Source organism: Pseudomonas sp. Fl4BN1 (assembly GCF_009908285.1).
Taxonomy (GTDB): Bacteria; Pseudomonadota; Gammaproteobacteria; order Pseudomonadales; family Pseudomonadaceae; genus Aquipseudomonas.
Map to the genome: position 1 here is coordinate 22,430 of NZ_JAAARM010000022.1, position 12,400 is coordinate 34,829.

The following is a 12,400-nucleotide window of genomic DNA, read 5'->3' on the forward strand; positions in this document are numbered from 1 at the left end:
AGGAAGAAATTTACCGTTGCCGCAGCGCGCTTAAATTTTCCGCTGCGTCGCTCGTTCTTCCCAGATAGCAAAGGCCCCCTGTGCCTGCACTTTGACCGCAACTGCGACTGAGATGGCAATGACCAAACCACGTTCGAAAAAGGCTCTTTACATCGGCCTGCCGCTGGCCCTGGCGCTGACCGCCGGCGCGGGCTTTCTGGCCTGGGACTACGGCTTCAGGAACAACCCCGGCTACCCGATCAAGGTGATGAAGCAGGCCGAAGAACTGCAAGAGCGCCTCCTCTCCTTCGACAGCCACGTCACCGTGCCCCTGGACTTTGGCAGCGCCGGCAACGAAGCCGACAAGGACGGCTCGGGCCAGTTCGACCTGGCCAAGGCCGGCCGCGGACGCCTGTCCGGTGCCGCACTGACGATTTTCGGCTGGCCGGAAATCTGGAACGGCCCGAACGCTCCGCACCGCCCCACGGCGGGTTTTGTCGACGCCGCCCGCAACGAACAGGAAGCGCGCTACAAAATCATCACCGGCATGGTCCGCGACTTCCCCAACCAGGTGGCCATCGCCTACACCCCGGACGATTTCAGGCGCCTGAATGGCGAAGGCAAGTTCGCGGTGTTCCTCAGCATGCTCAACGCCTACCCCCTGGGCACCGACCTCAACCAGCTGGACTTCTGGGCAAACCGCGGCATGCGCATGTTCGGCTTCAGCTATGTGGGCAACAACGCCTGGTCCGACTCGTCGCGTCCGCTGCCATTTTTCAACGACACCCCGGACGCCCTCGGCGGCCTGTCCGACCTCGGCAAGCAGGCGGTACACCGCCTCAATGACCTGGGGGTCATCATCGACGTGTCGCAGATGTCGACCAAGGCCCTGGAGCAGGTCAGCCAGCTCAGCCGGGCGCCCTTCGTGGCCTCGCACTCGGCGCCCCGGGCCCTGGTGGATATCCCGCGCAATCTCAGCGACAAGGAAATGCAGCTGATCAAGGACAGCGGCGGCGTGGTGCAGATCGTCGGCTTCGCCACCTATATCCGCCCCTTGAGCCAGACCAGCCGCGACAAGCTCAACGCCCTGCGCACGCGCTTTGACCTGCAACCGCTGACCGGCCTGGAAATGGCCCTGATGCCCGGCGACGCGATCATCACCGTGTGGCCCGAGCAGCGCTTCGGCGAGTACGCCGGTGCGTTGTACGGCATCGTCGAGAAAGAGCCCAAGGCCACCCTCAAGGACTACGGCGACGCCATCGACTACGCGGTGAAGAAGATCGGCATCGACCACGTCGGCATCAGCTCGGACTTCAACGACGGTGGCGGCATCGATGGCTGGAAGGATGTCAGCGAGGGCCGCAACGTCACTGCCGAACTGCTGACCCGCGGCTACAGCGAAGCCGATATCGCCAAGCTCTGGGGTGGCAACTTCCTGCGGGTCTGGGAGCAGGTGCAAAAATCCTCCAAGCCCGTGACCCAGCGCTGACCTTCCTTCACTGCCCAGGAGCGAAATGCATTCATGACTGATCGTCGTAGTTTTCTCAAGCAGGCCGGCGTCCTCGTTGCAGGCCTGCCCCTGGGCGCCGCCGCCCTCAACAGCCAGGCACTGGCAGCCAACGGCACAGCGCCGCAGGCTGCTGCCACGGACTCCTGGCCGGCGTTTCGCCAATTGTTCAACCAGGACCCGGACTACATCCACTTCTCCAATTTCCTGGTGACCTCGCACCCCAAGCCGGTGCGCGATGCCATTGAAATGCACCGCGCGCGCATCGATCGCAACCCGGGCCTGGCCATGGACTGGGACCTGCAGGAAACCTGGAAGCGCGAGGCGCAAGTGCGCGACTGGGCGGGCCGTTACCTGCAGGCCAAGCCCGGGCAGATTGCCCTCACCGGCAGCACCAGCGAGGGCCTGGCGATGATCTACGGCGGCTTGCACGTGCGCCCGGATCAGGAAATCCTCACCACCGAGCATGAACACTACGCCACCGAATACAGCCTGAACTTCCGCGTCGCGAAGCAAGGCACCCAGGTGCGCAAGATCAAGCTGTTCGAGAACCCCAACCGGGTCTCGGTGGACGAAGTGCTGGGGGCGATCAAGCGCAGCATTCGCCCCAACACCCGGGTGCTGGGCATGACCTGGGTGCAGTCCGGCAGCGGAGTGAAACTGCCCATCGGCGAGATCGGCAAGCTGGTGGCGGAACTCAACCGCAACCGTGACGAGAAGGACCGGATCCTCTACGTGGTCGACGGTGTGCACGGCTTCGGCGTGGACAACCTGGACTTCCCCGACATGCACTGCGACTACTTCATTGCCGGCACCCACAAATGGATGTTCGGCCCGCGCGGCACCGGGATCATCTGCGCTCGCTCCGAACAGCTCAAGGACCTGACGCCGACCATCCCGACCTTCTCCGAAGACCACAGCTTCGCCACCTCCATGACCCCTGGCGGCTATCACGCCTTCGAGCACCGCTGGGCCCTGGACGAAGCCTTCAAGCTGCACCTGCAACTGGGCAAGGCCAAGGTCCAGGCGCGCATCCACCAGCTCAACAGCGAACTCAAGCAACGCCTGCAGGCGCACTCGAACATCGAGCTGGTGACTCCGCCCAGCCCCGAGCTGTCGGCGGGCTTCACCTTCTTCCGGGTCAAGGGGCAGAACTGCGACCAGGTGGCGGCCTACCTGATGCACAACCGGGTGGTGGCCGATGCCGTGGACCGCGATGTCGGCCCGGTGGTGCGCACCGCGCCGGGCCTGCTGAACAACGAAGACGAAATCGAACGCTTCATGGCCCTGCTGAGCAAAAGACTCTGACCGCGCAGGCAGCCGCCTGCGCCCAAACCCCTTGAACGAGATCATTCATGAACCAGGCTCTTCCCCCTGCCGGCTTCCCCTTCAAGCCCCTGGCCAGCGTTGCCCTGGTGGCGCTGCTCGGCGGCCTGCTGCCCAATCTCGCACAGGCTGGCGAACCGCAACCGGGCAAGGTTTTCAAAGACTGCAAGGACTGCCCGGAAATGGTCGTGCTGCCGGCCGGCACGTTCACCATGGGCACCCCGGACGATGAAGTCGGCCGCGAGCCCGATGAAGGCCCGATGCACGACGTGACCTTTGCCAAGCCCTTCGCCATGAGCCGCTTCCAGATCACCGCGGCGCAATGGGACAGCTACATTCGCCAGACCGGGGTCAAGATTCCCAACGGCGACACCCGCCCCGGCCGTGAGTGCGTGGCCAGCAAGCCGCGCTATGCACAAGGCCCGCGCCAGCCGGCGGTGTGCATGAACTTCCCGGAAGTGCAGGCCTATGTCGCCTGGCTGTCACACAAGACCGGCCACGACTACCGCATGGTCAGCGAGTCGCAGCGTGAATACGCCGCCCGCGCTGGCTCCAGCGGGCCGTTCCCCTTTCCTTTCGATGAAGGCAAGGGATACAGCATCGCCAAGCACGCCAACACCTACGGGCCGGCCGACGGCTACAGCTACAGCTCCCCGGCGGGCAGCTACCCGGCCAACGCCTTCGGCATGTACGACATGCACGGCAACGTCTATGAATGGCTCGCCGACTGCGAACACCCCAACTATGTCGGCGCCCCCACTGACGGCAGCGCCTGGGTCGAGCCTGGTTGCAAATCACTGCAGATCCGCGGCAATGACTGGGGCGAAGCACCGGTGTTCTCGCGTTCCGGCAACCGCAACAACATCTACCCGGAGACGCGCGGCGACTGGATCGGTTTTCGCGTAGTGCGCAGCCTGTAAGTCCTCCGACAGCCGGGGCCCGAAGCCCCGGCTGACGCTGATTCAGCCTTGCTTGGCAAGCAACTCCAGGCCTTCGTGCAGGGCCGGGAACAGGCTGTTGTTGAAGTTGTTCCAACGCAGTTCGAGGATGCTGTCTTCAGGGCCGATCTCGGTCTTGAGCACGTCATGGAACACTTCACCGGAGTCGATGCCATTGTCCACGTAGTGGAAGGACGCACCGGTGAGATACAGCGGCTCCACCGCCACGGTTGCCTTGGTCGCCCAGTCCACCACCTTCTGCCCGCGGGCACCGTACAAGGCATTCCAGGTGGCGTAGGCACCGCGACGCTCGTAAGGCGATTCGATCCGGGTGATGCCCGGGTGAATATTCATGATCCGCCGGGCGAATGGCGCACCAGGCCGCACCAGCTCGTCGAGGATCACCAGCAGGCCATCGAGCACCACGATATCGGCCTTGAGTTCCACCAGCGTGTCATGCAGGCGGCGTTCGAAATCCTGCTTGCCGGCAATGTGCTCGGCCGTGCCCCGCGGGTGACGGCGATAGGTGGAAGGCACGCTCAGCAGCAGGTCATTGACCTTGCGCCCCTGCACCGCAAGGTCCGCCGGGTACAGCCACTGGCGGCCGGGCTGATAGGCGAAGCCATAGTCGGCCACCAACTGCTGGTCCCGTGGCGACTGCGGATCGTCGTCATAGACCACGCCCACCAGGTTGTACAGATCGCCCAGCGGCGTCTGGTTCAACGACTCCGCCAGGAACTCCAGCACCGATTTCATGTAGCGCTCGTGGTCCTTGTAGGCCACTGGCTGCCCAGCCTTGTCGGCAGCGGCATTTCTCAGGGACCAGACATACACCAAATTCTTCTTCGTCATTTGCTCGCTCTCGCTGAATGGATCAGGCACTGCGTCGATACACGTGCGCCCACAGAACAAGAACGAACCAGGCAGCGGGCAATTTATCGGTCCCCGCGCCGCTTCCCGGGCCTCCCCCGGCAATGCCTGCATGCCGAGCTAAATACTCGCGCCAATGTTTCGTTTGTCATGGGTAAGGGTCTGCATGCCTCGACCCTCTATCCACAATTTTGGGAAGTACTTATGACCGACCCTAAGCGCGGCGCATCTCGCGGGCTGCTCGCATTGCTCAGGCCGTTTCGCACCACCGTGGTGATCTCCGTTGCCTTAGGGATGGCCGGCGGCCTGGCTATTACCCTGTTGCTGGCCACCATCAACAATGCCCTGCACTCGCCCACAGGCATGAACCAGGCGGTGATCCTGACCTTCGCCGGCCTGTGCCTGTTGGCCTTGACCAGCTCGATCGTCTCCGACATCGGCACCAACTACGTCGGTCAGAGGATCATTGCCGCGCTGCGCAAAGACCTGGGCGAAAGGGTCCTGTGCGCACCGATCGAACAGATCGAGCGCTATCGCAGCCATCGACTGATTCCCGTGCTGACCCACGATGTCGACACCATCAGCGAGTTTTCCTTTGCCTTCACCCCACTGGCCATCGCGTTCACGGTCACCCTGGGCTGCCTGGGCTATCTGGCCTACCTGTCGGTGCCGATGTTCGTACTGATGATCGTGGCCATCATCATCGGCAGCAGTGTGCAGTTCATCGCCGGCGCCAAGGGCATCAGGGGCTTCGATGAGGCCCGCGACCAGGAAGACGAATTGCAGCGCTACTACTCGGCCATCGCCTCGGGGGCCAAGGAGTTGCGCATGCACCGGCCTCGACGCTATCGGATGAACACCCACCGCATCCAGGAAACCGCGGATCGCATCAGTGACATCCAGGTGCGCTCGGTGAACATCTACATCATGGCCAAGACCTTCGGCTCGATGCTGTTCTTCGTGGTCATCGGCCTGGCCCTGGCCATGCAGGCCTACAACCCGAATCCCGATCCTGCGGTGATCACCGGCTTCGTCCTGGTGCTGCTGTACATGAAAGGCCCCCTGGAACACGTGGTCGGCTACCTGCCGATCATCGGCCGGGCCAAGATCGCCTTCGACCGCATCCGCGAACTGTCCGAGCGCTTCTCGTCCCCGGAACCGCATCTGCTGATGGACGACGCCGAGGCCCCGACTCCGGTGGTCAACAGCCTTGAGCTGCGCGGCGTGAGCTACAGTCCGCCGCCAGTGGAAGGTAGCGAACCGTTCCACCTGGGGCCGATCAACCTGAGCATCAAGCAGGGCGACATCGTGTTCATCGTCGGTGAAAACGGCTGCGGCAAGACCACCCTGATCAAACTGCTGCTGGGCCTCTACCAACCCCAGTCAGGAGACATCCACCTCAATGGCGAGGCTGTGGTCGCGCGCACCCGGGACGATTACCGCCAGCTGTTCACCACCGTGTTCTCCGACTACTTCCTGTTCGACGATATGGTCCAGGGCAGCGGCCAGGGCTCGCTGGACAACGCCGCGCAATACCTGGACCGCCTGGAAATCGCCCACAAGGTCAGCATCAAGGACGGCGCCTTCAGCACCACCGACCTGTCCACCGGGCAACGCAAGCGCCTGGCCCTGGTCAACGCCTGGCTCGAAGGACGCCCAGTGCTGGTGTTCGACGAATGGGCCGCGGACCAGGATCCGGCCTTCCGGCGGATTTTCTACACCGAGCTGCTGCCGGACCTCAAGCGCCTGGGCAAGACCATCATCGTGATCAGTCACGACGATCGCTATTTCGACATTGCCGACCAACTGGTGCGCCTGCGCGCCGGCAAGGTCGTGCACGAACACGCATTGGAATCGGCCTGAGTTTTTTTTCCGGTTTGTTCAAGGAAGAACGTCTCACTAGTGGTAATGAGAATTAAACGCAATAGATACCCATAACAGCCAACCTAATACATAGAAGAGAAAGCATCCATGTCAGCACTACTCGGTCTCAGTCCCCTGAGTAAAGCGCTATCCATGCGACGGGCCCTGCACATCAACCTCCTGCCGAGCGCCCTCGCCCTTGCGGTATCGCTACCGGTGGCGGGCTACGTCCAGGCCCAGGAGATCGAGCTGGACATTCCTGCGCAGCCTTTGGGCAGCGCCTTGCAGGAGTTTGGTCGCCAGGCCAACCTGCAGGTTCTCTACAACCCGACAGACATCCAGAGCCAGCGCAGCACCTCGGTGAAGGGCAAGATGGAGCCGCAGCAGGCAATCAAGACCCTGCTCAATGGCACCCGCACCACCTACAGCCTCAACGGCAATTCGCTGACCATCAATGCCGCGACCGCCAATGGCGTGGAGCTGGGTGTCACCAAAGTCAGCGCTGACCAGTTGGGCACCATCACCGAAGGCTCGGGCTCCTATACCCCGGGCACCATCGCCACCGCCACGCGCCTGGTGCTGAGCCCGCGGGAAACCCCGCAGTCGATCTCGGTGACCACCCGCCAGGCGATGGACGACTTCAACCTCACCTCGATCAACGACGTGATGCGCCACACCCCGGGCATCACCGTAAACGCCTACGACACCCAGCGCAGTGACTACTACTCGCGTGGTTTCTCGGTGCAGAACTTCCAGATCGATGGCATCCCGACCATCCGCGACGCGGTCTATGCCAGCGGCCAGACCCTGAGCGACATGGCGATCTATGACCGGGTGGAAGTGCTCAAGGGCGCCAGCGGCCTGTTGACCGGCGCCGGCGACCCCGGCGGCACCATCAACCTGATCCGCAAGAAACCCACCAGCCAATTCCAGGGCCATGCCAGCCAGGGGTTCGGCTCCTGGAACAACTACCGTACCGAGGTCGATGTCAGCGGTCCCTTGACCGAAACCGGCAACGTCCGTGGCCGGGCGGTGGCGGCGTATCAGCAGAAAGACTCGTTCATGGACCACTTCTCGAACAAGACCAATGTCTACTACGGCATTCTCGACTTCGACCTGTCGCCGGACACCCAGTTGAGCGTCGGCGTCGACTACCAGGACAGCATTCCCAAGGGTTCCAGCTGGGCCGGTGCCGCGCCGCTGTTCGACAAGGCCGGCAATCGCATGGATCTTCCGCGCTCCTTCAACAGCGGCGCCCGCTGGGCTTCCTGGGAGCAGTACACGCGCAACGTGTTCGCCACCCTGGAGCACAGCTTTGCCAACGGCTGGGTCGCCAAGGGCCAGTACAGCCACATGATCAGCGGCTATGACGCCCACGTGAACACCCTCAAGCAGCCGACCGCGGACGGCATGACCACCATCAACATCAACAGCTTCGATGGCGAGACCAAGAGCGACAGCCTCGACATGTATGTCAGCGGCCCCTTCAGCCTGCTGGGGCGCGAGCACCAGTTGGTGATCGGTGCGGCCAGCTCCAACGCCCACAAAAAGGGCTACGACTACTGGAGGCCGACCCTCGTCGAAACCAACCGCTACGACTTCTACAACTGGGATGGTAAAGCGGGCAAGCCGTCGGACTGGGGTCCACTGGACGAAAAGACCGATCAAACAACCCGTCAGAATGCTGGCTATATCACCGCACAGTTCAGCCTGATGGATGACCTCAAGCTGTTGCTCGGCAGCCGTGTGGTCTACTACAGCCTGACCGGCACCAGCGACCTCAAGGACACCGGCAAGGTCGTGCCTTATGCCGGCCTGATCTACGACATCGACGAGCACTTCTCTGCCTACGCCAACTACAGCGAGATCTTCAATCCACAGAGCGCTCGTGACGCCGACAAGAAGGTGCTGGAGCCCGATGTAGGCAAGAGCTACGAACTGGGGATCAAGGGCGAGTTCTTTGAAGGCCGCCTGAACTCCAGCCTGGCCTACTTCGAACTGCACCAGGAAAACCGTGCCGTAGACGATGTCGACTACAACGCTATCCATCCGTTTGCCTATGCATCCAAGGCCATCACCGCCAAGACCAAGGGCTACGAGGCGGAAATCTCCGGCGAGCTGACTCCCGGCTGGCAGTTGAAGGCCGGCTACACCCACAAGGTGATCCGTGACGAAACCGGAACCAAGGTCTCTACCTGGGAACCCCAGGACCTGGTCAGCCTCTACACCAGCTACAAGCTGACCGGCGATCTGGACCGCCTGACCCTGGGTGGCGGACTGCGCTGGCAGGGTACAGCGTGGAACATCCTCAAAGTCAACGGCAACGACGTCAAGGTCAGCCAGGACCCCTACTCGGTGGTGGACCTGATGGCCCGCTACCAGGTCACCGATAACGTCTCGACCACGCTCAACGTCAACAACGTGTTCGACAAGACCTACTACTCCAACACCGGCTTCTTCAACTCCGCCTATTACGGCGAACCCCGCAGCTTCATGGTCACCACCCGCTGGGACTTCTGATCCCGAATTCTCCCCGCGCCGCTGGACAAGGCTCTTGTGCAGCGGCGCATCTCGTTCCCCCCCTTTCCTCTCTGACCCTCAATACCGGCGGCTACAAGGCCGTGGGCTGGGAGGTCTACGGCACGGAAAGCGGTGAGAATGCCGCTGCGCGCTGCTGCAACGCAGCGTGATCGGCGAGCAGTGTTTACACGAACCGCTGTGCTGCACTCGGACAACGGAGCGTCGATGAAATCAGTAACGTTGTTGAGCAAGATGTACGAACTGTGCATCACGCCCTTGCGGGGCCGACCACGGGTCAGCAACGACAATCCCTACTCGGAGTCGCTGTTTAGAACACTGAAATACTGCCCACAATGGCCGCAGGATGGCTTTGCCAGTTTGGACACCGCACGGGCTTGGGTGAGGGGTTTCATGCGCCGGTACAACAACGAACATCGGCATAGCCGGATCCGCTTCGTCACACCGGCTGAGCGGCATCAAGGACTGGACCGTCAGGTTTTGGCCCAGCAACATGAGCTGTACAAACGAGCCAAAAAGAAAAAGCCGGATCGGTGGTAGGGTCGAACACGTAACTGGGGGCCGATCGACACCGTGCTGTTGAACCCAGATCGAGAGCAATAGGTCGATAAAAGAGCAGCATAGTTAGACGGTTGATGCGACAACCACCTTGAAAAGATACCGTCATGTTGCAACTGGTGCGTCTCGGTCGTACGTTCCAACAAAGTCTATACCATGCACTTATGCATAAAAACAGGGATCTGTCATGACGTATTCAAGGGCTTCAAAAATCGAAAAACTCAGCCATCGATGTTCTTCGGTGACTGAGTTTTTTGACAATGATTAAGCCTTTTTAAAGCCTGGCTTACCATTTGCGGCTCGCCATTTTTTGACAACTTCCAAAACTCCTTCCGGACTGTCTTCGACCCCTTCCGCAGGATAGAAAATTAGTCCATTTTTTTCTGGATGCTCGGTCACCTCATCAAAATGCTTTGCAAGTTTTTGAATATATCTTCCAAGATCATCGCCTTTAAGTCCTTGTTTATTCTCAAAGAATTCGGCCAAAAAATCCTTGAATTCAGACTCTGTATAATCTTCTAACTTACTCTTAAGCTCCATCTCAACCCCAATATCTCTCGAGCGACCTTCAATGTGTAACCCAGGAATTATAAATTGATCAGCTTGATCGCGACATGGAAAATAAAAACCAGTTACCGATATAATTCGGCGACTGTGTACGACCACTAACTATTAGGACTGTTTGAAGCCGGCTTTACCGTTAACTGCTCGCCACTCCTTTACTTCTTTAACTACGGCTTCAGGACCACTTTTCCCAGGCTCAGGATAATACAATAGATCTGACCCAGCTGGATATTCAGAAATCTCTTCAAACTCCAGAACAGCGTTAGTATGCGCCTGCTCTAGAGAGAGATATTGCTTATGGTGTAGTTCGTATTTTATGCGTCCCCCCACACGCTCAGTCTTCCTGACGAATGCTGAATATCCCTTTCTCATCGCAGCAAGGCTACCAGGGTCTCAAGGTCGCGGTGTTCGACCCCGTGCTTTACAAGGATCTGACTGATGAACAGAAAAAGCGGGCTCGCATGCGTGATCGGATTGCTACTGCTGAGCTCCGGCTGTCAGTCCGACTCAATGCCGCCACCTCGGGTAGTGGCGGTGGGTTGCCAGGCGCTGCCGGCACCTGCGGCGTGGTTCATGGAGGAACGCGAGCCGAACTTGACCCAGCGGCTGCTCAATGATTTGTCGCCATTACTGGGGACGGTGACGAAGGATTGATCGCCCTGGCCGCATGCCAGGACTACCTCAACGAAGTCATTTCAACGAAGTGAAAGGAAGAGGTCGCGAGAGCGCAGAGCTAAGAGAGTTGTTAGTGGGTGAAAGCATTTAATAGCATAGGAAGCCCCTCTTGAGGGCTTCCTATGTACCGGGCAGCATATTTTAGATCAGGTATGCTCAGGGTTGTGAAGAATGAAAGAAAGCGTATCAACCTTCATGTCGGCGGTGTAACTAAGGAAAACTCTAATCTCGGGACGTTCGGGATGCACGTAAGAGCCCCAGCCACCGACCAGACCGATTACTGGCATCTTAAATGGCTCTCTAGTTTCCCTAGGAGCGCCAAGTAGAGAGCGAACATGGGGCTTATCCATTTCTCTATAAAAAGGCGAGGGTAGCTCACCTTGATAGGCTGGAATGTTTTCCATCGTTTGTTTAATAACTATATGGAGTTTTCCGAAGACTCGACTCTCCGCCCAGAACTCTAAGTCAATACCGACATCAATATCTAGAGTGAGCCAGTCAGAGTCTTCATACTGCTTCTCTAAGGGAGTGCTTGGGATGGTATTATTCTCAAGCAGCTTGCTGTAGTTGCTTCCAATTTTTTTATTAGACTTTCAATGATTGAAGAGTTCATTAATACCAGCCCTGTTCTTCGTTGATTTTATGAAGAGTTGTTCGTGCGCCCTCAATGTCTTTTTCGGAAAAACCTTCTTCCAGCATGGCGCTTTTTATAGCATTAAAATTGCTGCCTACTATTCCTCTTAGGTCGGCAGCGTCTTTGCGCTGTTTTTCCTTAGTGTTGCGCCCACTGTAAGTTTCACTATATTTTTGATGCATACGTACTGGCATTGCAATGCTGGCTTCTTTTTTCATCAGCTCTCAGATTTTTTTCTCTCGAATACCAGGCACATTTAATCGTAAATAAGTATCTAGTGCTCCCTGTGCTGGCATATAGTCAAGATGGTTTCAGCGCGAGGTCTTCCGGTAAAACCACCATAGATATCGACTTCTAGTGCCTTCACTGGCGGCTTGGAAAATGCCAAGTAGACCGGAGGCATTCCTGCGTTTGCCGGCGTCACATTGATCAACCGGAGTTACTCAACAGACTTGATCGTATTGTGAACAACGTTAGATTCCTGGTCACTAAACAACAAATCACCTCGCGCTGCTCATTTTGTTATAACTTGGTGATAAAGCCGTTATTACCACTTTCAACCAAGGATGACTGATGGCCCCCCGCACCCCTCGTATCACCACCGGATTCGACCAGTCCTACGCCTGCAGCACCTGCGACACCGAAAACCTCGATTTCGACCAGGACCTCAACGAACGCGACTGGACGTGCTCTGCCTGCGGCCACCCCGTGCTGATCGCTCTGGCCGACGACGCCGGCAATACCGCCCTGGTGGTGCGTTACCAGGCCCAACACCTGGAACCCGGCGACTACATCTACCAAGAGCATGACCTGGACGGCGGCGTCCTGCGGGTAATGGGCTCCAACAAAGCCATGGGCAAAGGCAACAAGTGGTACCTGGGCCTGCAGGGCTTCGGCAGTATGACCGTCGAGCCCGATCGCTATTTCAACCGCGTGCCCTAACACCAT

12 protein-coding genes and 1 pseudogene are annotated in these 12,400 nt (G+C 59.1%); 8 read left to right on the forward strand and 5 right to left on the reverse strand.

The genetic code is table 11. The features are described from left to right. Positions 1 to 118 precede the first annotated feature (118 nt). The 3 genes from pvdM to pvdO are packed head-to-tail and all read left to right on the forward strand — an operon-like array spanning position 119 to position 3,732. Positions 119 to 1,468, forward strand: coding sequence for a pyoverdine-tailoring dipeptidase-like protein PvdM (pvdM, locus tag GV818_RS22500; protein ID WP_161777558.1), 1,350 nt, complete (start codon positions 119 to 121; stop codon positions 1,466 to 1,468). A 33-nt stretch (positions 1,469 to 1,501) separates the two neighbouring features. Beyond that, positions 1,502 to 2,794, forward strand: coding sequence for a pyoverdine-tailoring periplasmic protein PvdN (gene pvdN / locus GV818_RS22505; RefSeq protein ID WP_161777560.1), 1,293 nt, complete (start codon positions 1,502 to 1,504; stop codon positions 2,792 to 2,794). A 47-nt stretch (positions 2,795 to 2,841) separates the two neighbouring features. Beyond that, the gene (gene pvdO / locus GV818_RS22510; RefSeq protein ID WP_161759017.1) at positions 2,842 to 3,732 is read left to right on the forward strand and encodes a dihydropyoverdine dehydrogenase; all 891 of its coding nucleotides are present in this window, start codon (positions 2,842 to 2,844) and stop codon (positions 3,730 to 3,732) included. A gap of 42 nt (positions 3,733 to 3,774) precedes the next feature. On the opposite strand, the gene GV818_RS22515 is transcribed toward pvdO, so the two are convergent. Further along, complete coding sequence (locus GV818_RS22515; protein WP_161759018.1) at positions 3,775 to 4,602, reverse strand: N(5)-hydroxyornithine transformylase PvdF; 828 nt, start codon at positions 4,600 to 4,602, stop codon at positions 3,775 to 3,777. A gap of 222 nt (positions 4,603 to 4,824) precedes the next feature. On the opposite strand from GV818_RS22515, the gene GV818_RS22520 reads away from it, so the two are divergent. From GV818_RS22520 to GV818_RS22530, 3 genes and pseudogenes are all read left to right on the forward strand, one after another. Continuing rightward, positions 4,825 to 6,483, forward strand: a complete 1,659-nt coding sequence (locus GV818_RS22520; RefSeq protein WP_161759019.1) for a cyclic peptide export ABC transporter — start codon at positions 4,825 to 4,827, stop codon at positions 6,481 to 6,483. A 153-nt stretch (positions 6,484 to 6,636) separates the two neighbouring features. Then, on the forward strand, positions 6,637 to 9,003 hold the full coding sequence (locus tag GV818_RS22525) for a TonB-dependent siderophore receptor (RefSeq protein ID WP_161777561.1): 2,367 nt from the start codon (positions 6,637 to 6,639) through the stop codon (positions 9,001 to 9,003). 95 nt (positions 9,004 to 9,098) lie between these two features. After that, positions 9,099 to 9,624: pseudogene (locus GV818_RS22530) on the forward strand (transposase); the annotation flags it as partial. Positions 9,625 to 9,843: 219 nt separating this feature from the next. Here GV818_RS22530 and GV818_RS22535 read toward each other — a convergent pair. Both GV818_RS22535 and GV818_RS22540 read right to left on the reverse strand, forming a co-directional pair. After that, positions 9,844 to 10,119, reverse strand: coding sequence for a bacteriocin immunity protein (locus tag GV818_RS22535; RefSeq protein WP_161777562.1), 276 nt, complete (start codon positions 10,117 to 10,119; stop codon positions 9,844 to 9,846). A 132-nt stretch (positions 10,120 to 10,251) separates the two neighbouring features. Further along, positions 10,252 to 10,515, reverse strand: a complete 264-nt coding sequence (locus GV818_RS22540) for a bacteriocin immunity protein (protein ID WP_161777563.1) — start codon at positions 10,513 to 10,515, stop codon at positions 10,252 to 10,254. A gap of 66 nt (positions 10,516 to 10,581) precedes the next feature. Here GV818_RS22540 and GV818_RS22545 point away from each other — a divergent pair, with 66 nt between their 5' ends. Further along, a complete protein-coding gene (locus tag GV818_RS22545; protein ID WP_161777564.1) occupies positions 10,582 to 10,797 on the forward strand; it encodes a hypothetical protein in 216 nt (71 codons plus the stop codon). A gap of 167 nt (positions 10,798 to 10,964) precedes the next feature. Here the strand turns inward: GV818_RS22545 and GV818_RS35110 are convergent, their stop codons facing one another. Next, positions 10,965 to 11,396: a DUF6392 family protein gene (locus GV818_RS35110; protein ID WP_372242117.1), complete on the reverse strand. Its 432-nt coding sequence runs from the start codon at positions 11,394 to 11,396 to the stop codon at positions 10,965 to 10,967. A gap of 34 nt (positions 11,397 to 11,430) precedes the next feature. Then, entirely contained in the window at positions 11,431 to 11,670 is a 240-nt protein-coding gene (locus tag GV818_RS34145; RefSeq protein WP_178125070.1) for a hypothetical protein, read from the reverse strand. 355 nt (positions 11,671 to 12,025) lie between these two features. Here GV818_RS34145 and GV818_RS22555 point away from each other — a divergent pair, with 355 nt between their 5' ends. Continuing rightward, the gene (locus tag GV818_RS22555) at positions 12,026 to 12,394 is read left to right on the forward strand and encodes a hypothetical protein (RefSeq protein ID WP_161777565.1); all 369 of its coding nucleotides are present in this window, start codon (positions 12,026 to 12,028) and stop codon (positions 12,392 to 12,394) included. Positions 12,395 to 12,400: the final 6 nt, after the last annotated feature.